The organism is Denitratisoma sp. (assembly GCA_032027165.1).
Classification (GTDB): domain Bacteria; phylum Pseudomonadota; class Gammaproteobacteria; order Burkholderiales; family Rhodocyclaceae; genus Desulfobacillus.
Map to the genome: position 1 here is coordinate 2,960,350 of JAVSMO010000001.1, position 20,646 is coordinate 2,980,995.

The 20,646-nt window shown below is 67.2% G+C and carries 17 protein-coding genes; 11 read left to right on the forward strand and 6 right to left on the reverse strand.

Going from position 1 to position 20,646, the window contains the following annotated elements:
• Nucleotides 1-5 precede the first annotated feature (5 nt).
• Nucleotides 6-455, reverse strand: a complete 450-nt coding sequence (mscL, locus tag ROZ00_14460) for a large conductance mechanosensitive channel protein MscL (protein MDT3737427.1) — start codon at nucleotides 453-455, stop codon at nucleotides 6-8.
• Between the two features lie 128 nt (nucleotides 456-583).
• Between mscL and ROZ00_14465 the strand changes: the two genes are divergently transcribed.
• Entirely contained in the window at nucleotides 584-2,800 is a 2,217-nt protein-coding gene (locus ROZ00_14465; protein MDT3737428.1) for an AsmA family protein, read from the forward strand.
• Here the strand turns inward: ROZ00_14465 and ROZ00_14470 are convergent.
• Nucleotides 2,790-3,527 carry an NAD-dependent deacylase gene (locus tag ROZ00_14470; GenBank protein ID MDT3737429.1) on the reverse strand — a complete coding sequence of 246 codons (738 nt, stop codon included), beginning with the start codon at nucleotides 3,525-3,527 and terminating at the stop codon, nucleotides 2,790-2,792. The genes ROZ00_14465 and ROZ00_14470 overlap by 11 nt on opposite strands.
• Nucleotides 3,528-3,581: 54 nt before the next feature.
• On the opposite strand from ROZ00_14470, the gene ROZ00_14475 reads away from it, so the two are divergent.
• The 9 genes from ROZ00_14475 (at nucleotide 3,582) to mgtE (ending at nucleotide 13,188) form a co-directional block, all read left to right on the forward strand.
• Complete coding sequence (locus ROZ00_14475) at nucleotides 3,582-4,406, forward strand: undecaprenyl-diphosphate phosphatase (protein MDT3737430.1); 825 nt, start codon at nucleotides 3,582-3,584, stop codon at nucleotides 4,404-4,406.
• Between the two features lie 7 nt (nucleotides 4,407-4,413).
• Nucleotides 4,414-5,895 carry an AAA family ATPase gene (locus ROZ00_14480; protein ID MDT3737431.1) on the forward strand — a complete coding sequence of 494 codons (1,482 nt, stop codon included), beginning with the start codon at nucleotides 4,414-4,416 and terminating at the stop codon, nucleotides 5,893-5,895.
• A 1-nt stretch (nucleotide 5,896) separates the two neighbouring features.
• Nucleotides 5,897-6,466, forward strand: a complete 570-nt coding sequence (locus ROZ00_14485; protein MDT3737432.1) for a YqiA/YcfP family alpha/beta fold hydrolase — start codon at nucleotides 5,897-5,899, stop codon at nucleotides 6,464-6,466.
• Nucleotides 6,463-7,284 (forward strand): methyltransferase domain-containing protein, encoded by an 822-nt coding sequence (locus ROZ00_14490; GenBank protein ID MDT3737433.1) that lies wholly within the window; start codon nucleotides 6,463-6,465, stop codon nucleotides 7,282-7,284. The genes ROZ00_14485 and ROZ00_14490 overlap by 4 nt, the downstream gene beginning before the upstream one ends.
• 34 nt (nucleotides 7,285-7,318) lie before the next feature.
• Nucleotides 7,319-9,214: an RNB domain-containing ribonuclease gene (locus ROZ00_14495; protein MDT3737434.1), complete on the forward strand. Its 1,896-nt coding sequence runs from the start codon at nucleotides 7,319-7,321 to the stop codon at nucleotides 9,212-9,214.
• Between the two features lie 86 nt (nucleotides 9,215-9,300).
• A complete protein-coding gene (locus tag ROZ00_14500) occupies nucleotides 9,301-10,149 on the forward strand; it encodes a TonB family protein (GenBank protein MDT3737435.1) in 849 nt (282 codons plus the stop codon).
• Complete coding sequence (gene aroE / locus ROZ00_14505) at nucleotides 10,146-10,967, forward strand: shikimate dehydrogenase (GenBank protein ID MDT3737436.1); 822 nt, start codon at nucleotides 10,146-10,148, stop codon at nucleotides 10,965-10,967. The genes ROZ00_14500 and aroE overlap by 4 nt, the downstream gene beginning before the upstream one ends.
• A complete protein-coding gene (mtgA, locus tag ROZ00_14510; protein MDT3737437.1) occupies nucleotides 10,964-11,659 on the forward strand; it encodes a monofunctional biosynthetic peptidoglycan transglycosylase in 696 nt (231 codons plus the stop codon). Before aroE ends, mtgA begins: the two co-directional genes overlap by 4 nt.
• Before the next feature lie 86 nt (nucleotides 11,660-11,745).
• The gene (mgtE, locus tag ROZ00_14515; GenBank protein ID MDT3737438.1) at nucleotides 11,746-13,188 is read left to right on the forward strand and encodes a magnesium transporter; all 1,443 of its coding nucleotides are present in this window, start codon (nucleotides 11,746-11,748) and stop codon (nucleotides 13,186-13,188) included.
• Nucleotides 13,189-13,241: 53 nt separating this feature from the next.
• On the opposite strand, the gene ROZ00_14520 is transcribed toward mgtE, so the two are convergent.
• Nucleotides 13,242-13,901, reverse strand: coding sequence for a GNAT family N-acetyltransferase (locus ROZ00_14520; GenBank protein ID MDT3737439.1), 660 nt, complete (start codon nucleotides 13,899-13,901; stop codon nucleotides 13,242-13,244).
• A gap of 80 nt (nucleotides 13,902-13,981) precedes the next feature.
• Nucleotides 13,982-15,262 carry a glutamate-1-semialdehyde 2,1-aminomutase gene (hemL, locus tag ROZ00_14525; GenBank protein ID MDT3737440.1) on the reverse strand — a complete coding sequence of 427 codons (1,281 nt, stop codon included), beginning with the start codon at nucleotides 15,260-15,262 and terminating at the stop codon, nucleotides 13,982-13,984.
• A 198-nt stretch (nucleotides 15,263-15,460) separates the two neighbouring features.
• Here hemL and ROZ00_14530 point away from each other — a divergent pair, with 198 nt between their 5' ends.
• Nucleotides 15,461-19,159, forward strand: coding sequence for a CheR family methyltransferase (locus ROZ00_14530; GenBank protein ID MDT3737441.1), 3,699 nt, complete (start codon nucleotides 15,461-15,463; stop codon nucleotides 19,157-19,159).
• Here the strand turns inward: ROZ00_14530 and thiE are convergent.
• A complete protein-coding gene (gene thiE, locus ROZ00_14535) occupies nucleotides 19,134-19,778 on the reverse strand; it encodes a thiamine phosphate synthase (protein ID MDT3737442.1) in 645 nt (214 codons plus the stop codon). The two genes, ROZ00_14530 and thiE, sit on opposite strands and share 26 nt — an antisense overlap.
• Nucleotides 19,768-20,601: a hydroxymethylpyrimidine/phosphomethylpyrimidine kinase gene (locus ROZ00_14540; GenBank protein ID MDT3737443.1), complete on the reverse strand. Its 834-nt coding sequence runs from the start codon at nucleotides 20,599-20,601 to the stop codon at nucleotides 19,768-19,770. Before ROZ00_14540 ends, thiE begins: the two co-directional genes overlap by 11 nt.
• Between the last annotated feature and the right edge of the window lie 45 nt (nucleotides 20,602-20,646).

Genomic DNA, 20,646 nt, shown 5'->3' on the forward strand with positions numbered 1-20,646 from the left:
AGGCTTTACTGCAGCTGTGCGGTGCAGTGCGCGCAGCGCGTGGCCTTGAGCGGAATGGTCGACAGGCAATGCGGGCATTCCCGCGTCGTCGGTTCGGCCGGCGCCGGCGCCGCCGCTTCGGCGCGCTTGAGCCGGTTCATCACCTTGATCGCCATGAAGATGGCGAAGGCGATGATGATGAAGTCGACCACCGTGTTGATGAAGGCGCCGTATTTGACGATAGGCGCACCGGCCTTCTCGGCCGCCTCCAGGGTCTCGAAGGTCTTGCTGCCGAGGTTGACGTAGAGATGCTTGAAGTCCACGCCGCCGAGGAGCCGCCCGACCATGGGCATCACGATGTCCTTGACGAGGGAGTCGACGATCTTGCCGAAGGCGCCGCCGATGATGACGCCGACCGCCAGGTCGACGACATTGCCCTTCATGGCGAACTCCTTGAATTCGCTGACGATGCTCATGTGCATTCCTTTCCTGTTGGACCGTTGCGGCATAAGTGTTGCCGGATTTGCACCGCGGCGCAATATGCGTCGGCAATAGTTCTCTGCTAATCTGGAATTGCGATATCCGCACTGCCTGAGGGGGACTCATGAAAGCCGTCAAAATCATCGCGTTTGTCTTGGGGGGGCTCGTCGTGCTGCTGGCGGCTGCGGCCGCGTTCCTCGTCGCCACCTTCGATGCCAACAAGTGGAAGGGCGAGATCTCCCAGCTGGTGCAGGAGAAGAAGAACCGCAGCCTGAAGATCGAGGGCGATCTGTCCCTCTCCCTGTTTCCCTCGATAGGCGTGCAGCTGGGCAAGGCGACGCTCTCCGAGCACAAGAGCGAGCAGGTATTTGCCTCCGTGAGCAATGCCCTCATTTCCCTGCAGCTGATGCCGTTGCTGTCGAAACAGGTGGTGGTGGACACCGTCGAGCTCGACGGCGTCAAGGCCCGGCTGGTGCGCTTCAAGGATGGCCGCATGAACATCGACGACCTTCTTGCGAAGGACGAGAAGGAGCCGCCGGCCCGCTTCGACGTCGCCGGCGTGAAGTTCGCCAACGGCGAGCTGGTCTGGCGAGACGAGAAGGCCGGCCAGGAGCTGACGCTGTCCGGCCTCAACCTGACGACCGGCCGCCTGGCGAACGCCGCCAGCGACAAGTTCGAGCTGTCGGCGACGCTGGTGGGAGCCAGGCCCCATATGGCAGCGGCGCTGAAGGCCGGCGGCGAATACCGCTACGACCTCGACAAGAAGAGCTACGGCGGCGCGAAGCTGGACGTGCGCCTGACGGGCGACGTTGCGGACATGAAGTCGCTGGATTTGACGCTGGCGGCCGCCGCCCTGCAGCTGAGCGGCGCGAACGAAATTGCGCTGGAACAGCTCCTGCTGACGGCAAAGGGCAAGGCAGCGGGCGATGCCTTCGAGGCGAAGCTGGAGGCGCCGAAGCTGGCACTGGCGGCGGACAAGGCGAGCGGGGCCGCCGTGAGCGCCACGATCAAGCTGGAAGGTGCCCAGCGCGCCGTCGACGCGAAGATCGCCCTGTCCGGCGTCGAGGGCAAAAGTCAGTCCCTGCAGGCCGGCAAGCTGACGCTCGAACTGGATGCCCGCCAGGGCGAGACCATGATCAAGGGCAACCTCGCTTCGGCCCTGGCGGCGAACCTGGAGAAACAGACGGTGGAACTGCCGGCCTTCAACGGCGAACTGAACGTGGCGAATCCGCAGATGCCGATGAAAGCTGTCCGCCTGCCGCTCACCGGCGGCCTGCGCGCCGACATCGACGGCCAGACCGCGGCCGTGCACGCCAACACCCAGTTCGACGAAAGCAAAATCGCCGCCAAGGTGAACGTCTCGCGCTTCAGCCCGCTGGCGCTGGGCTTCGACCTCGACATCGACCGGCTCAACGTCGACAAGTACCTGCCGCCGAAACCCGCCGCAGCCGAAGGCAATGCAGCGGGCAAGCCGGCGGCGGAAAAGCCGCTCGACTTCTCCGCCATCAAGGGGCTCAACGCCAGCGGCACGGTGAAGATCGGCCAGCTGCAGGTGTCGAACGTGAAGGCCAGCAACGTGCGCCTGGAGATCAAGGCCGCCAACGGCAAGCTCGACGTCGCGCCGCTGACGGCCAACCTCTACGACGGCAGCCTGGCGGGCGCGCTGTCGGTCAACGCCAACAACAACCACGTAGCGCTGAAGCAGAACCTGGCCAACGTCAACATCAACCCGCTCATGAAGGATGCCCTCGACAAGGACGTGCTGGAGGGGCGCGGCAACGTTGCGCTGGACGTCGCGACCGCCGGCACCACCGTGGCGGCCATGAAGAAGGGCCTCAATGGCGCGGCGAGCATGAACCTGAAGGATGGTGCCATCAAGGGCATCAACTTGGCGAAGACCTTCCGCGAGACCAAGGCCGTCTTCACGATGCGAAAGGATGCCGTGCAGCAGGCGAAGCAGACCGAGAAGACCGATTTCTCCGAGCTGTCCGCCACCTTCCGCATCGCCAACGGCGTGGCGCGCAACGACGACCTCAGCATGAAGTCGCCCTTCATCCGCCTGGGCGGGGCGGGCGACATCAACATCGGCGAGGACCGCATGGATTACCTGGCCAAGGCCAGCGTGGTGAACACCTCGGGCGGACAGGGCGGCAAGGAGCTTGACCACCTGAAGGGGCTCACCGTGCCGGTGCGGGTGAGCGGCCCCTTCGACAAGCTCGCCTACAACATCGAGTTCGGCGGCCTGGTGGCGGAAGCGGCCAAGGCCAAGGTCGAGGAGAAGGTCAAGGAAAAGGTGCAGGAAAAATCCAAGGATGTCCTCAAGGGGCTGTTCAAGCGCTAGCCAGCCGCTCCAGCAGCTGCGGCAGCACGGCCCCCGCAGCACCCTGCAGGGCGAAGTGTGCGTGGCGCGTCAGTGAAGTCCGTTCCGGATTGATTTCCACCACGGTGGCGCCGGCCGAGAGGGCGCGCAGCGGCAGTTCGGCGGCGGGATAGACCTGGGCCGAGGTGCCGATGCTGAGAAACACCTCGCAGTGCTCGGCCGCCTCCTCGGCCCGCGCCAGCGCGTCGGCCGGCAGCATTTCGCCGAACCACACCACGTCGGGCCGCAACCATGCACCGCAGGGGCAGCGCGGCGGCGATTCGTTGTCCGGGAATTCGCGGACAATGGTTTCCTCGCGCGAACATTTCACCCGTGCGATGTTGCCGTGCAGTTCCACCACATCGCGCGAGCCGGCGCGCTGGTGCAGGCTGTCGATGTTCTGCGTCACCAGCGTGAAATGCTCATAGCGTTTCTCGAGCGCCGCCAGTGCGGCGTGACCGGGATTCGGCTGCACGCCGGCGATGCGGGCCCGCCGCTCGGCATACCATTCCCACACCAGCTTCGGATTGCGCGCAAAACCCTCCGGCGTGGCCAGCTCCTGCGGATCGTAGTTGGCCCACAGGCCGGTCAGGGCATCGCGAAAGGTCGGGATGCCCGACTCGGCCGAGATGCCGGCGCCGGTGAGCACCGCCACGCGACGGGTCTGCGCCAGCTTCTCGATGAGTTCCCGCGGTATATCGATGCTCATGTCCTTGACCCTTCCTGCTGGGACGCGACAGGCTCATGCTACCATCGCCGGCCTATGGACTGGATCGTTCTGCTGCACGCCCTCATCCTCGGCGCGGTCGAGGGCTTCACCGAGTTTCTGCCGGTCTCCTCGACCGGCCACCTGATCCTCGCCGGCGACCTGCTCGACTTCAACGACGAGCGCGGCAAGCTTTTCCACATCGTCGTGCAGACCGGCGCCATCCTCGCTGTCTGCTGGGAATACCGCGCCAGGATCGGCAGCGTGGCCCGCGGCCTCGGCAGCGACCGCGGCGCGCAGCGCTTCGTCGCCAATCTCGCCATCGCCTTCCTGCCCCTGGCGATCCTCGGCCTCATCTTCGGCAAGGCGATCAAGGCGCACCTGTTCCAGCCCATCCCCGTCGCCCTGGCTTTCATCCTCGGCGGCGTGTTCATCCTCTGGGCGGAGCGGCGCCGGCATGTCGTCCGCTTCGAGTCGGTGGATGAGCTGCGCTGGCAGGATGCCCTCAAGCTCGGCTTCGCGCAGGCCTTCGCCCTGATCCCCGGCACCTCGCGCTCGGGCGCCACCATCATCGGCGGCCTGTTCTTCGGCCTCTCGCGCAAGGCGGCGGCCGAGTTCTCCTTCTTCCTCGCCATCCCGACGCTGTTCGCCGCCACCGCCTATCAGCTTTGGAAGGAGCGGGCGCTGCTGAATGCCGACGACCTCGGCATGTGGGCGGTGGGCTTCGTTTCCGCCTTCGTCTCGGCCTTCCTCTGCGTGCGCTGGCTGCTGCGCTACATCAGCACGCACGATTTCACGGTCTTCGCCTGGTACCGCATCGCCTTCGGCCTGGTCGTGCTCGGCACGGCATACACGGGCGCGGTGGACTGGACGAATCCCTGAGCGGGCCATGAACGATTTGCACGACCTGACGCTGATCCTGCAATCGCGCTTTCCGCTCGTGGTCATCGAGACGCACGAGGAGCCGCGCGTGCTGGCCCTGCTCGAGCAGGCGGCCAACCTGGAGGGCTGGGCGCTGTTCGTCTGGAGCATCGCCGACGGCCTGCGGCGCAGCAACAACAACCAGCCGATCACGCAGACCTACGCGTTCCAGGATGCTCTGCGCCACATCGACAAGACGCCGCAGAACGGCCTCTATGTCCTGCTCGACGCCCATCCTTACCTCGACGATCCGGTCAATGCACGGCTGATCCGCGAGATCGCCATGGAGCACGGCAGGGCGGCGCGCACTTTGGTGCTGGTCAGCCCGCGCATCGAGCTGGATTCCGAGCTGGCGCGCATGAGCGCACGCTTCGCGCTTTCCGTGCCGGACCTGGCGGCGATCCAGGCGCTGCTGCGCGAGGAGATGCAGCTGTGGGCGAGCCAGGGCGGCGGCGAGCCGGTGCGCGGCGAGAAGGAGGCGCTGCACCTGCTGGCGCGCCACCTCACCGGCATGGCCCTCGACGACGCGCGCCGGCTGGCGCGCCAGGCCGTCCGCGACGACGGGCTGATCACCCGCAAGGATGTCGAACGCGTGCTGCGCTTCAAGTACGACGCCCTTGGCGCCGGCAGCGTGCTGAGCCTGGAGCTCGACACTGCCAGCTTCGGCCAGGTCGGCGGCGTGAGGAAGCTCAAGCACTGGCTGGAATTGCGGCGTGAAGTGTTCGTCGGTGAGGGTGCCGCCGGCCTGCAGACACCGAAGGGCATCATGCTGCTCGGCGTGCAGGGCAGCGGCAAGAGCCTCGCCGCCAAGGCGGTGGCCGGTGCCTGGGGCGTGCCGCTGCTGCGGCTGGATTTCGCCACGCTCTACAACAAGTTCTTCGGCGAGACGGAGCGCAACCTGCGCGAGGCGCTGGCCTCGGCCGAGGCCATGGCGCCCTGCGTGCTGTGGATCGACGAGATCGAGAAGGGCCTGGCGAGCGATGCGTCGGGCGGCACCGACGGCGGCGTCTCGCGCCGCATCCTCGGCACCTTGCTCACCTGGCTGTCGGAGCGCAAGGGCCGCGTCTTCATCGTCGCCACCGCCAACGACATCGAGCAGCTGCCGCCGGAGCTGATCCGCAAGGGCCGGCTCGACGAGATCTTCTTCGTCGACCTGCCGGATGGGCCGACGCGCGCCGAGATCTTCGCCATCCACCTGGCGCGGCGCGAATTGCAGGCGGAAGGGTTCGACCTCGACGCGCTGGCCGGGGCGGCGGAGGGATTTTCCGGCGCAGAGATCGAGCAGGCCGTCGTTTCCGCCCTGTACGAGGCGCATGCACGGAAGCAACCGCTCGACCAGGCGCTGCTGCTGGCGGAAGTCGGCCGCACGCGCCCGCTCTCGGTCGTGATGGCCGAGCGGGTGGCCGCCTTGCGCGACTGGGCGGCCGACCGTACCGTTCCGGCGAACTGACATGATTGTTTACCTGCACGGGTTCCGCTCCTCCCCGCAATCGACCAAGGCGCAGCGGCTGAAGGCGCACATGGAAGCGCGCGGCCTCGGCCACCTGTTCTGGTGCGGGCAGCTGCCGCCCTCTCCGAGCGCTGCGATTGCCCTGGCCGAGAAGCAGATCGCGGCGTCTGCCACGCCGGTCACCGTGGTGGGCAGTTCGCTCGGCGGCTATTACGCGACGCATCTCGCCGAGAAGCATCGTCTGAAGGCGGTGCTGGTCAATCCGGCGGTGGTGGCGCATCTCTCGCTCGCCGAATTCGTCGGGCCGCAGACCAACCTGTACACCGGCGAAACCTTCGAGTTCAGGCCTGAATACATCGACGCGCTGTGCGCCATCGAAGTGACGCGCATTTCCCGTCCGCAGGATTTCCTTCTGCTCGTCGAAACCGGCGACGAGGTGCTCGATTATCGCCAGGCGGTGGCGAAATACGCCGGCGCGCGGCAGGCGGTGCTCGAGGGCGGCGACCACAGCTTCACGCGCTGGCCGGACTACCTGGATGAGGTATTGCGCTTTGCCGGACTGCTGACATGAGCTTCGATCCTGACCGTTTCAAGCGCGAGGAGCGCACCGGCTACAACCTGATCGCCGCGCGCTACGCCGAGAGCGCCGCCCTGCGCACCGGGCTGAACGCCGCCCTGATCGGCGCGGCCGACCTGCAGCCCGGCCAGGCCGTGCTGGATCTCGCGAGCGGGCCGGGCGTGCTGGCGTGCGAGGCGGCGCGGGCGATACCCGGCGGCCTGGTGGTGGCGAGCGACATCGCCGAACAGGCGCTGGCCGAGGGGCGCCGGCGCGCGTCGGCGGGCAACCTGCAGTTCGCCGCCGCCGATGCGGAGCGACTGACTTTTCGCGATGCCGCCTTCGACCGCGTGCTGTGCGGCCTCGGCCTGATGTTCTTTCCCGACGCGCCGCGGGCGCTGGCGGAAATGCGCCGCGTGCTCAAGCCGGACGGCCTCGCCGTGTTCTCGGTGTGGGGCGAGGAGGCGCGCGCGCCGCTGGTGTCCTGCGCCCTGCAGTGCATCCGCCGCCTCCTGCCGCCGCCGAAGGTCGAGCGCCTGTCGCCCTTCCGCTTCGGCGAGCCGGCCCTGCTGCGGCGGACGCTGGAAGCGGCGGGCTTCGGCGACGTCGAACTGCATGCCCACCTCCTCAGCTGCGCCTTCGATACGCCGCAGGCCTACTGGCAGGCCTTCCGCGACCTGGCCGGCGGCGCGGCGGCCGGCCTGTCGCGCCTGCCCGAGGCGACGCTGGCCCGCCTGGGCGAGGAGGTGGCGCAGGAACTGGCGCCCTGCCGGCAGGGCGCGGGCTATGTGGCGCAGAGCGAAGTCCTGATCGCCAGGGCGCGTCGGGTATAATCGCGCCCTACCCTCCTGCTTCCTGCAACTCCCGATGCATGTCCTGTTTGAAGAGGACGGCGCGTTCAAGGCCGGCACCATGCTCGCCGACAACGCGACTTCGCTCCAGATCGAAACGAGTACCGGCAAGCGCGTCAAGGTGAAGGCCGCCAACGTGCTGCTGCGCTTCGCCGCCCCGGCGCCGGGCGAACTGCTCGATCACGCCGGGTCCGAGGCGGAGGGCATCGAGCCGGAATTCCTCTGGGAAGCCTGCGGCGAGGCCGAGTTCGGCTTCGAAGACCTGGCACGCGAATACTTCGGCCGCCCGCCGCAGCCGGTCGAGGCGGCGGCCATCCTGCTGCGCCTGCACGCCGCGCCCATCTACTTTCACCGCAAGGGCAAGGGCCGCTTCCGCAAGGCGCCGCCGGACATCCTCAAGGCGGCGCTGGCCGGCCTGGAGAAGAAGCGCCAGCAGGCGCTGGCCATCGAGCGCATGGCCAATGAACTCAAGGCCGGCACGCTGCCGGCGGAGTTCCCGCCGCTGCTGAAACCGCTGCTCTACAAGCCCGACCGCAACCGCCTCGAGACCAAGGCGCTGGAGCTGGCCTGCGAGGAGACGGGCCTCGCCGCCGCCCACCTGCTGGCGCGCTGCGGGGCGCTCCCCTCCAGCCACGACTACCACCTCGACCGCTTTCTGTTCGAATACTTCCCGCAGGGCACCGGTTTCGGCGACTACGAAGCGCCCCGGATGCCGGACGACCTGCCGCGGGCCGACGTGCGGGCCTTTTCCATCGATGATGCGGCGACGACGGAGATCGACGATGCCTTCTCGGTGACGCCGCTCGATGGCGGCGGCTGGCGCATCGGCATCCACATCGCCGCGCCGGGGCTGGGCATCCGCCCGGAATCGGCGCTGGGCGAGATCGCCCGCAGCCGCCTGTCCACGGTGTACATGCCCGGCCGCAAGATCACCATGCTGCCGGAAGAGGTGGTCGAGCGCTTCACCCTGTCGGCCGGCCGCGACTGCCCGGCGCTCTCGCTCTACCTCGAGGTGGGGCCGGACTACGCCGTCCGCGGCGCGAACTCCCGCGTCGAGCGGGTGCCGGTGGCGGCCAACCTGCGCCACCACGACATCGAGCCGGTCTTCAACGAAGAGACGCTGGCCGGGGGCGGGCCGGACTTCGACTACAAGCGCGAACTGACCCTGCTGTGGGAATTCGCCACGGTGCTGGAAGCCGGCCGCGGCAAGCCCGCGACCAACCAGCTGAACACCGAGTACAGCTTCCACGTCGACTGGACCGAGCCGGAGGGCCGCATCGACATCGTCGAGCGCCGCCGCGGTTCGCCGCTCGACAAGCTGGTGGCAGAGCTGATGATTGCCGCCAACGCCAGCTGGGGCAAGCTGCTGGCCGAAGCGCAGGTGGCCGCCATCTACCGCGTGCAGGCCGCCGGCAAGGTGCGCATGACCACGGCGGCGCTCTCGCACGAGGGCCTCGGCGTCGACTGCTACGCCTGGTCGAGTTCGCCGCTGCGCCGCTATGTCGACCTGGTCAACCAATGGCAATTGCTGGCGCACCTCTCCGGGGAGTCGCCGCCGTTCACGACGCGCTCCGAGGCGCTGCTCTCGGCGATGCGCGATTTCGAGATCACCTATGCCGCCTACGCCGAGTTCCAGCGCGGCATGGAGCGCTACTGGTGCCTGCGCTGGCTGCTGCAGGAAGGCGTCGGGGAAACCACGGCACGCGTCGTGCGCGAGAGCCTGCTGCGGCTGGAACATCTGCCGTTCTTCCAGCGCTGCCCGTCGCTGCCGGCCTGCGATCCGCGCACGCGGGTCAGCGTCGCCATCTCCGGCATCGACCTGCTGGCGGCAGAAGCGCAGTGTCGTTACCTGGCGACGCTCGGCGAACCGGACAGCGCGGAAAGCGTCGAAGACGAAACGTTTCCGGAGTAGAATTCGAGGCCATGCCAGAGCGCGGAGTTGCTACGCTTCCCCAAACTGCGGCCATGAGACTGGCCTGGCCGGGCTGGCTTTCCCGCATGGATCCCTCCCGTCGCGGCTTCACCCTGGCGCTGATCGCCTCGCTGGCCTTCCATGCCGTTCTCCTGTCCATCCACTTCAAGCTGCCCGACGCCCTCAAGCGCGCGACCAACGCCACGCTGGAAGTGGTGCTGGTCAACGCCAAGAGCGCGCGCAAGCCGGTGAACGCGCAGGCGCGCGCCCAGGCCAACCTCGACGGCGGCGGCAATACCGACGAAAACCGCCGCGCCAAGACGCCCTTGCCGGCCTCCCGGCAGGTGCAGCCCGGCGACAGCCTGATGGAGGCGCAGCGCCGCGTGCAGGAGCTGGAAGCCCAGCAGCAGAAGCTGCTGACCCAGGCGAAGAGCAGGAAAGCCATCCAGGCCGAGGCCAGGCACAGCGAAGTGCAGCCCGAACAGGCCAGCGTGCGCGGCGCCGACCTGGCGCAGAGCGCCCTGGCCATCGCCCGCATGGAGGCGCAGATCGCGCGCCAGATCGAGGAATACAACAAGCGGCCGCGCAAGAAGTTCATCGGCGCCCGCACCGAGGAGTACGCCGCCGCCCAGTATCTGGAGGACTGGCGCCAGAAGGTCGAGCGCATCGGCAACCTCAACTATCCGGAGGCGGCCAAGGGCAAGCTCTACGGCAACCTGCTGCTCTACGTCGAGATCAAGGCCGACGGCAGCCTCGAGCGCGTCGAGGTGCAGCGCTCCTCCGGCCACAAGATCCTCGACGAGGCGGCGATGCGCATCGTGCGCATGGCCGCGCCCTACGGCAGCTTCTCCGCCGAACTGAAGCGCCAGACCGACATCGTCGCCTTCGCCCGTACCTGGGTGTTCACCAAGGCCGACCGCCTGACCTCGGAATGACGGACCGCTACGCCGTCATCGGCAACCCGATCGCGCACTCGAAGTCGCCGCAGATCCACGCCGCCTTCGCCGGACTGACTTTGCAGGACATGAGCTACGAAGCCATCCTGGCGCCGCCGGGCGGCTTCGCGGCGGCGGTGCGCGCCTTCATCGCGGCGGGCGGCCGCGGCATGAACGTCACCGTGCCTTTCAAGCTGGAGGCCTTTGCCCTGGCCGGCACCCGCTCCCCGCGCGCCGAGGCGGCGAAGGCGGTCAACACCCTGGTTTTTTCCCAGGCCGGCATCCATGGCGACAATACCGATGGCGTTGGCCTCGTCGCCGACCTGGTGCGCAATCTCGGGTTCCCGCCGGCCGGCCGGCGCATCCTCCTGCTCGGTGCCGGCGGCGCGGCGCGCGGCGTCATGCTGCCCCTGCTGGCGGAACGGCCGGCCGCACTGGCCCTGGCCAATCGGACGGCCGCCAAGGCGCGGCAGCTGCTGGCCGAGTTCTCCCCGCATGCGGGCGGTTGTGCCATGGATGCCGGCGGCTTCGGCGAACTGGCCGGCCGGCAGTTCGATCTCGTCATCAATGCCACCGCCGCCAGCCTGGCGGACGAAGCCCCGCCGCTGCCCGAAGGGCTGTATGCGGCGCACAGCCTTGCCTACGACATGGTGTACGGCCGCGAGACGCCGTTCCTGGCCGCGGCGCGGGCGCAGGGTGCGGCGCGGCTGGCCGACGGCCTCGGCATGCTGGTCGAGCAGGCGGCGGAATCCTTCTTCCTCTGGCGCGGCGTAAGGCCGCCGACCGCGCCCGTGCTGGCTCTGTTGCGAGGGGCATGAAAGCGTTCTGGAGGTGGAGCCGGCGCGGGCTGGCGGTTCTCGTCCTGCTGCTGCTCGCATGGCAGGGCTGGTATTTCGGCTGGGTGGTGTGGTGGAAGTTCGTCAACCCCTCCACCACCAGCTTCATGTCCCTCCGGCTCGATGAGTTGCGCGAGAAGGATGCCCGCGCCGAACTGAAGAAGCAGTGGGCGCCCTACGAGCGCATCTCGGTCCACCTCAAGCGCGCCGTGATTGCCGCCGAGGACGCCAAATTCTCCGAGCACGAGGGCTTCGACTGGGAAGGCATCCAGAAGGCGCTGGAGAAGAACCAAAAGAAGGGCCGCATCGTCGCCGGCGGCTCGACCATCTCCCAGCAGCTGGCGAAGAACCTGTTCCTCTCCGCCTCGAAGACGCCCTGGCGCAAGGCGCAGGAGGCCGTCATCACCCTCATGCTGGAAGCGGTGATGGACAAGCGGCGCATCCTCGAGATCTACCTCAACGTCGTCGAGTGGGGCAGCGGCGTCTTCGGCGCCGAGGCCGCCGCCCGCCACTACTATGGGGTTTCCGCCTCCCAGCTCTCCGCCGAGCAGGCAGCGCGTCTGGCGGTGCTGCTGCCCAATCCGCGCAAGTTCGGCCGCCTGCCGAACTCGCCCTATCTGGCTGCCCGCAGCCAGGTCGTTCTCGGCCGCATGAACGCGGCCGACATTCCCTAAGTTTTAATCGCCTCGCGCGGGCAAATTCCTTACAATCCCGCCTTTCCGGCACCGCACAAGCGGCGCGGCCCAGCGTGATGTAAGCCATGTCCGACATCGAGGATATCCGCCAGAGCGAAGACGTCCAGCAGGAACTGCGCGAAGTGCAGGAGCTGCTGGCGCGCCATCGCGTCGTGGAGGGCCTGGTGCACCGCCAGGAGATGCCGCGCCACGAGCTGGTCGAAAACATCGTGCACAAGCAGCACATCGCCGAGCTGCGCCGCAAGCTGGATGAGCTGCATCCGGCCGACATCGCCTACATCCTCGAGGCGCTGCCGCTCGACGAGCGCCTCTTCGTCTGGGACCTGGTCAAGGCCGACCGCGACGGCGAGATCCTGCTGGAAGTCTCCGACGCGGTGCGCGAGACCCTCATCGAGGCGATGGACTCTCACGAGCTGGTCGCCGCGACGGAACAGCTCGACACCGACGAGATCGCCGATCTGGCGCCGGACCTGCCCAGCGAGGTCATGCAGGACGTCTTCCGCGCCCTCTCGGTGGAGGAGCGCGAGCAGCTGCGCGCGGCGATGTCCTACGACGAGGATTCGGTCGGGGCCCTGATGGACTTCGAGGCGGTGACGGTGCGCGAGGACGTCACCCTCGAGGCGGTGCTGCGCTACCTGCGCCGCTTCGACGAGCTGCCGGATCATACCGACCAGCTCTTCGTGGTCGACCGCGAAGAGCACCTGCAGGGCGTGCTGCCCCTCAACCTGCTGCTGGTCACCGACCCGGACGAAATGGTGTCGAACATCATGGTGGCCGAGCCGCTCACCCTGGAGCCGGACGACAAGGCGCAGACGGCGGCGCAGGCCTTCGAGCGCTACGACCTGGTCTCGGCGCCGGTGGTGGACAAGGACCACAAGCTGGTCGGCCGGGTGACGGTGAACGCGGTGGTGGACTACATCCGCGAATCGACGGAGACGGAACAGCTCTCCCGCGCCGGTCTGCGCGAGGGCGAGGACATCTTCGCCTCGGTGTGGGACTCGGTGAAGAACCGCTGGTCCTGGCTGGCGATCAACCTGATCACCGCCTTCGTCGCATCGCGCGTGATCGGCGCCTTCGAGGGTTCGATCGAGAAGCTGGTCGCCCTCGCCGCACTGATGCCGATCGTCGCCGGCATCGGCGGCAACTCCGGCAACCAGACCATCACCATGATCGTGCGCGCCATGGCGCTGGGCCAGGTGCAGCAGGAGAGCGCCCGCGTGCTGCTGCGCAAGGAGATCGGCGTGGCGATGGTGAACGGCCTGATCTGGGGCAGCCTGCTCGGCTTCGTCGCCTGGTGGCTCTACCGCAGCGTGCCGCTCGGCCTGGTGATGACGGCGGCGATGATGCTGAACCTGATGGTGGCGGCGGTGGTCGGCGTGGCCGTGCCGCTGCTGCGCCAGCGCCTGGGCTACGACCCGGCCATCGGTTCCAGCGTGATGATCACCGCCGTGACGGATAGCGGTGGTTTCTTCATCTTCCTTGGGCTCGCTACCCTGTTTCTTCTGTAACTCGTTTATTTTTGGCTCCGGCCGCGGCTACGCCGCTTAACCGGCTGCGCCGGTTAGCCTTTGCCGCAACAAGCCGCGTTGCGGCGTGTTGTCTTGGCCTTGCCACCCTCTTCCTGCTGTGAAGGATGGGCGAGGGTATCGGCCGCATTCGCCATGGCTTCGGTGAACGTGCGGGCGGCGAGGAACTGCGATTTCAGCGCCAGGTCGAACAGGCCGACGCGGTCGTCGATGAACTCTTCCGTATAGCTCACCGGATCGCCCGGCGGCACGCGCAGATGCGCTTCCACCTCGGCCGCGTCGAGCACGATCTCCATGCCGGCCTTGCGGGCGATGTGCATCATCGCCGCGTTCTCCTTCAGGCAATGCACGAACAGCGTGGTGATGCGGTGGTTGCGCGAATACTCGTAGGCGCGCCGGTACAGCGCCGTGCCGATGCCCTCGCCGCGATGGCCGGGGACGACGCTGACGCCGAATTCCGCGATCTCGCCGCGCAGGCCGAGATGCGCCACGCCGGCCAGTTCGAGCTTGTCGTCGAAGACGCCGAACACCGCGTCGCGCCCGAAATCGATCGAGTCGACATACTTCATCAGCGCGACCTCGCTGATGACGTGTTCGAAGCGCAGCCGCAGGTCCGCGGCGTCGAGGGCGAGGAAGTGGCGGCGCAAGGCCTCGCGGTTGGTCTCGGAAAGCTGCAGGACGGGGACGGTCTTCATGGGGAGGATTCTCACGCGTACTATGTGGGGCACGCCTTGGCGTGAATCAAGCCTACTCTCGCCCGTTTCGGCATTGCAACCTAGAAATTTGAGAAGACTTCCCCGGCGGCGGCGCAGGTGGCGGCCAGGTCGGCATCCGAATGCGCTGCCGAGACGAAGCCGGCCTCGAAGGCCGAGGGGGCGAAGTACACGCCCTTCTCCAGCATGGCGTGGAAGAAGCGGTTGAAGGCCTCCTTGTCGCATTCCATCACCTCGGCGTAGCTCGTCGGCGGCGCGGCGCGGAAATACAGGCCGAACATGCCGCCGACGGCCTGGGCACTGAAGGTCACGCCGCGCTGCTTCGCCTCCGCCTGCAGCCCGTCCATCAGGCGCTGCGTCTTGGCGGCAAGCTGCTCGTAGAAGCCGGGTTGCGAGACGAGCTTGAGGGTGGCGAGGCCGGCCGCCACCGCCACCGGGCTGCCGGACAGGGTGCCGGCCTGGTACACCGGCCCGAGCGGGGCGATCTTTTCCATGATGTCGCGCCGGCCGCCGAAGGCGCCCACCGGCATGCCGCCGCCGATGACCTTGCCCAGGGTGGTGAGGTCGGGCCGGATGCCGTAGTGGCCCTGCGCGCCGGTGAGGCCGACGCGGAAGCCGGTCATCACCTCGTCGAAGATCAGCACCGCGCCGTGCTGCGTGCACAGCCGGCGCATGGCCTGGAGGAATTCCGGCTTCGGCGCGATGAGGTTCATGTTGCCGACCACCGGCTCGACGATGACCGCGGCGATCCGGTCGCCGGCCTTGGCGAAGGTGTCCTCGAGTTGCTGGACGTCGTTGTAGTCGAGTACCAGGGTGTGTTTGGCGAAATCCGCCGGCACGCCGCCCGAGGAAGGATTGCCGAAGGTGAGCGCGCCCGAGCCGGCCTTGACCAGCAGGCTGTCGGCGTGGCCGTGGTAGCAGCCCTCGAACTTGACGATGGCGTCGCGGCCGGTGAAGCCGCGCGCGAGGCGGATGGCGCTCATCGTCGCCTCGGTGCCGGAGGAGACCAGACGCACCATCTCCAGACCGGGCAGCAGTTGCGTCAGCAGCTCGGCCATCTCGACCTCGGCTTCCGTCGGCGCGCCGAAAGTCAGTCCCCGCGACACGGCGTCGTGCACGGCCTTGAGCACATCGGGGTGGGCGTGGCCCAGCACCAGCGGCCCCCAGGAGCCGACGTAGTCGATGAAGCGCTTGCCGTCGGCGTCCCATACGTAGGGCCCTTCGCCGCGCGTGAAGAAGCGCGGCGTGCCGCCGACCGAGCGGAAGGCGCGCACCGGCGAATTGACGCCGCCGGGGATGGTTTTCTGGGCGCGGGCGAAAAGCTGTTCGTTCTTGCTGGGCATACGGCAGGCTCCGGGTGTTTCGGGATATCGGAATAAGGCAATTATCCCCGATTCTCTCCGTTGCCGCCTTCGCCAGAGGGGCCGCCGAGGAGTAAATATTGAGACAAATCAATCCATCGGGTGTGGATGCAGTAATATAACCATGTCGGCGACCCCAGAATCCGGTCGTAAAACGGTGAGGATTTTTCTGGGGTCGCAATGAACGTAAGTGAAAGGCGGCGTGGCAAGGCCTTGCCGAAGGCCGCCAAGGGACATATGCCGATGGTGGTCGGCATCGGCGCATCGGCCGGCGGCTTGCAGGCGCTCGAGGCGTTTTTCGATGCGATGCCGGTCGGCACCGGCATCGCCTTCGTGCTGATCCAGCATCTGTCACCGGACTTCAAGAGTCTGATGAACGACCTGCTGGCGCGCCACACCCCCCTGAAGATCGAGCATGTCCGCGACGGCGCGCGAGTCGAGCCGGATCGCGTCTATCTGAACCAGCCCAAATCCAGAATCACGGTGAAGGCCGGCTCATTCCGGGTCGAGCCGGCGAGCGGCGCCGACCTGCCGGCGATGCCGATCGACATCTTTTTCTCTTCCCTGGCGAAGGAGGCGCCGAACCGCTGCGTCGGCGTGATTCTTTCCGGCACGGGATCCGACGGTTCGCGCGGCATCCGCGACATTGCCCGTGCCGGCGGCCTCGTCCTGGTGCAGGACACGGTCAGCGCCCAATTCGACGGCATGCCGAAGAGCGCGGCGGATACGGGAATCGCGGATTTTGTCGGCGCTCCCGAAGAGATGCCGAAGGCCATCCTCAGCTGGCTGGCCGATCCTGAGAGCCTGGCCCGTTTTTCTTTGCTGCAGCTGGACGGTGCAATCCCGCTGGCCACGGCCGGGGATGAAAAAACGCCCATGCAGCGGATCTTCGGTTTCCTGCGGCGCGACTTCGGCATCGACTTTGCGCAGTACAAGCCGACCACGGTCGGGCGCCGCATCGAGCGGCGCATGGCGTTGTGCCGCTGCCCTGGCATCAAGGAATACGCCGACCTGCTGGAGCAGGATGCGGAGGAAATCGATGCGTTGTACCGCGACCTGCTGATCGGAGTGACGCGCTTCTTCCGCGACAGCCGCGCCTTCACCAAGCTGGGCAAGCAGGTGCTGCCGAAATTGTTCGAACGCGCCAAGGACAGTCCCCAGGTGCGCGCCTGGGTCGCAGGTTGCGCGACCGGAGAAGAAGCGTATTCGGTCGCCATTCTGCTCAAGGAGTCGGCGGAGCGGGTCGGCTACAAGGGAAAGCTCAACGTCTTCGCCACCGATGTGCACCGGCGCTCGCTGGATTTCGCCTCGCTCGGCCGTTATGACGCCAAGCACATCGCCGGGGTGCCCAGCGAATATCTGTCGCGCTACTTCCTGAAGGACGACGATGGCGCCTATCGCATCACCCCGGAACTGCGCAAGATCGTCATTTTCGCCGCCCACAACGCCTTGTCCGACCCGCCGTTCACGAACATCGACCTGATCACCTGCCGCAACATGCTGATCTACCTGGAGCCGGCGGCACAGGAGCGGGTAATCGCCCTGTTCCACTTTGCGCTGCGACCGCAGGGAATCCTGTTCCTCGGCTCCAGCGAAGGCACCGGCATTCTCTCCGGAGAATTCGAGGTGGTCGACGCGCAGGCCAAGCTCTACAGCCGGATCGGCGAGGGCAAGCTGCCGATGTTCACCCGCCGCGGCGAGCAGGGTGCGGATGCGCACTGGCAGGCCGTGACGCCGCTCCGGGCGGGTTCGAAGCTGACGCTGGATCGCGTTCTGGTCGAGGACTACGATGCCTTGCTGGGACGCTATCTGGCGCCGGGCCTGCTGGTCGATGAGAACAGCCAGATATTGCACTATTTCGGCGATGCTGCCCGCTACCTGAAGGGGCCGGCCGGGCGGAGCTCCGCCGATCTCTTCGCCGCCATCGATGGCGACCTGCGCCTGGCGGTGAGCACCAGCCTGCTGCGCGCGCAAAAGCAGGATGGGCCGGTCGTGACGTCCGGGGTGGCGGTGACGGTCGGCGGCGAGGCGAAGACCCTGATCGTGACGGCGGAGCGAATTGCCCACGAGAAGGCGCGCATCAACCATTTCTTCATCGGATTTCGCGAGGCGCAGGAAGCCCCGGACCCCGTGCCGGCCGCGGACTGGCGCTCATCCGCGGCCGGAGAAAGCGTCTTCGAGCTGACCGACGAATCGCGGCGGCGGATTGCGGATCTGGAGTACGAACTCCAGCTGACCAAGAGCGACCTCCAGGCGACGATCCAGGAGCTGCAGACGAGCAACGAGGAACTGCAGGCCACCAACGAAGAAATGCTGGCGTCCAACGAGGAGTTGCAGAGCACCAACGAGGAACTGCACTCGGTCAACGAGGAGCTGTACTCGGTCAACGCCGAGTACGAGCGCAAGAACGATGAGCTGCGCCAGCTCAACCAGGACCACGAAAACCTGCTCGGCAACCTGCAGACCGGTATCGTCTTCCTCGATGAGAACCTGCGCATCCGCAAGTTCAACACGGCCATCGCCGATTTCTTCCACCTGATGCAGCAGGACGTCGGGCGTCCGATCGAGCATATTGCCTATCATCTGGGCGACCAGGAAACCATGCTTGCGGATGTCCGGCGCGTCATGGCGAGCGGCCTTCCCGCCGAAGGCGAAGTACAGACCCGCTCCGGGCGCTGGTTCCTCAAGCGCGCGCTGCCGTTCGTGAACGATGGTTCGAAGATTGCCGGCGTGGTGCTGACCTTCACCGACATTACCCTGCTCAAGCAGGTGCTGGAAAGCGAGGAGCGCTTCCGGACGATGGTCGAGAATCTGCCGACCGGCGCCGCCCTGATCCAGGGCGGTGAAATCACCATCAACCGGGCAGCGGAGGTCATGACGGGCTATTCCCGGAACGAGATGCACACCCCTGACGATTGGCGCAGCCGCTTCCTCCCTGAAGGCAGGCTGGACGGTCAAAACCAATTCGTGCAGGGGGACGGTGACGACGAGGGGGCGTTGTTGCGCGAGATGCGCGTGAAGCGTAAGGACGGCTCGACGATCCATGTGGAAGTCAGCATGTATCACTTCAGCCAGGGGGAGGTATGGCTGCTCTACGACCTGGGTGCGCGCAAGCGGGCTGAAGAGGAGTCGCGTCGTCTGGCGGCCTCGCTGGAGGAGCGTGTCCATGCGCGGACGGCGGAGCTGGAGCAATCGAACCGGGAGCTCGAGGCCTTCAGTTATTCGGTCTCCCACGACCTGCGCACGCCGCTGCGCGCCATAGACGGCTTCAGCCACGCGTTACTGGATGAGTATGGGGCGCAATTGGACGAGAGGGGACATGCCTATCTGAATCGCGTTCGCCAGGCGACGCAGCGCATGGGCGACCTCATCGACGATCTGCTCGAGCTGGCGCGGGTCTCCCGCTGGGTGCTCCAGCGTCAGCCGGTGGACCTGTGCGAGCAGGCAGGCGAAATCGTCCAGGCGCTGCAGGCGGCCGACCCCGGGCGGCAGCTGGAATTCATCTGCGCGGGCACCGAGCCCCTGATCGCGCATGCCGATCCCGGCCTGACGCGCGTCGTGCTGGAGAACCTCATGCGCAACGCCTGGAAGTTCACGCGCACACGGCAGTTTGCGCGAATCGAATTCGGTCGCACTGTCGTGGATGGCGAAACGGTCTATTTTTTCAGGGACAACGGCGTTGGCTTCGACATGGCGTTTGCCGCCAAGCTGTTCGGCAATTTCCAGCGGCTGCATTCCGGCAGCGAGTTCGAGGGCGAGGGAATCGGCCTGGCCATTGTTAACCGCATACTGCGCAAGCATGGCGGCCGCATCTGGGCCGAAGGCCGGCCCCAGGAGGGGGCGACGTTTTACTTCACGCTGGGCGAACGCGGGGCGTGAGCGGCATCTGCCAGATTTTCGCGTAGGCGGCTGCCCTGGCGGCGATGTCCGGTGCCTCGAAAAGGTCGCTGATGACGGCCAGCAGGTCGGCGCCGGCGGCGATCAGTTGCGGGGCGTTCTGCAGGGTGATGCCGCCGATGGCGCAGACCGGCAGCCCCAGTTCGTTGCGGGCCTCGGCAAGCAAAGTCAGCGGCGCGCGCACGGCGGCTGGCTTGGTCGGCGAGGCGAAGAAGCTGCCGAAGGCGATGTAGTCGGCGCCGATGCGCCCGGCTTCCCGCGCCCGTTCCATCTCGTCGTAGCAGGAGATGCCGAGCAGTTTCCCCGGTCCCAGGGCAGCGCGGGCGGCGGCCAGGTCGCCGTCCTCGCGGCCGAGGTGGGCGCCGTCGGCGCCGATGTCCTGGGCCAATGCCAGATCGTCGTTGATGACGAGCGGCACCCCGTGCCGGCGGCACAGCCCGAGCAGGGCCTGCGCCTGCTCGCGCCGAAGGGCGGCGCCGGCCGGCTTGTTACGGTATTGCACCAGGCAGACGCCGCCGAGCACGGCCTGCTCGGCGCGGCGCAGCAGGTCGGCGGTATCGGCCAGGTCCGGGGTGACGGCGTACAGACCCTTAAGCTTCATCCTCGGGCCCGGATTCGCGTGCCCAGAAGAATCGATCGGGCAGATACTGGCCCATGCCGGGCCGGAAACCGTTGGCGAGCGCCTGCCAGGTGTAGTCCTGGGCGTCGCGCACGGCCTCGGCGATGTCCAGGCCGTTGGCCAGGTTGGCGGCGATGGCCGAGGCCAGGGTGCAACCCGAGCCGTGGTAACTGCCGGGCAGGCGTTCCCAGGCATCGGCGCGGATCAGGCCGTTCTCTCCGTAGAGGGAATTGACGACCTGGGCGCTGTGCTCGTGGGTGCCGGTGATCAGAACGAACTCGGCGCCGGCGCCCACCAGTCGCCGGGCGCACTCGTCGAGACCGGGATCATCCTCGTCGTTGCTCTCGTCGAGAGCCAGCCGGCGTGCTTCCAGGCTGTTCGGCGTCAGCAGGGTGGTCTGCGGCAGCAGCAGTTCGCGCAGGGCGAGGATCATGTCTTCGCTGGCCAGCTCGTCGCCGCGGCCGGACGCCAGCACCGGATCGAGGACAAGCGGGATGTCGGGGTAGTCGGAGATGATCTCGGCGATGGCGGCGATGTTCTCGACACTGCCCAGCATGCCGACCTTGAAGGCCGAAACGGACATGTCTTCGAGCAGTGCGCGCGCCTGGTCGGCCACCCAGTCGGCATCGATGGCCAGCGCATCCTCGACGCCGGCCGAGTCCTGCACCGTCAGCGCAGTGAGCACCGAGAGGGGATGGCAACCCATGCTGGAGAGCGTCATGATGTCGGCCTGCAGGCCGGCGCCGCCGGAAGGATCGGAAGCGGCGAACACCATCACAATGGGTGGCAGCAGGTCCTGGGGCATGGGCGGGGTGTCGGCTGGTGTGGCCGGAAGCGAATGGGGTAGACT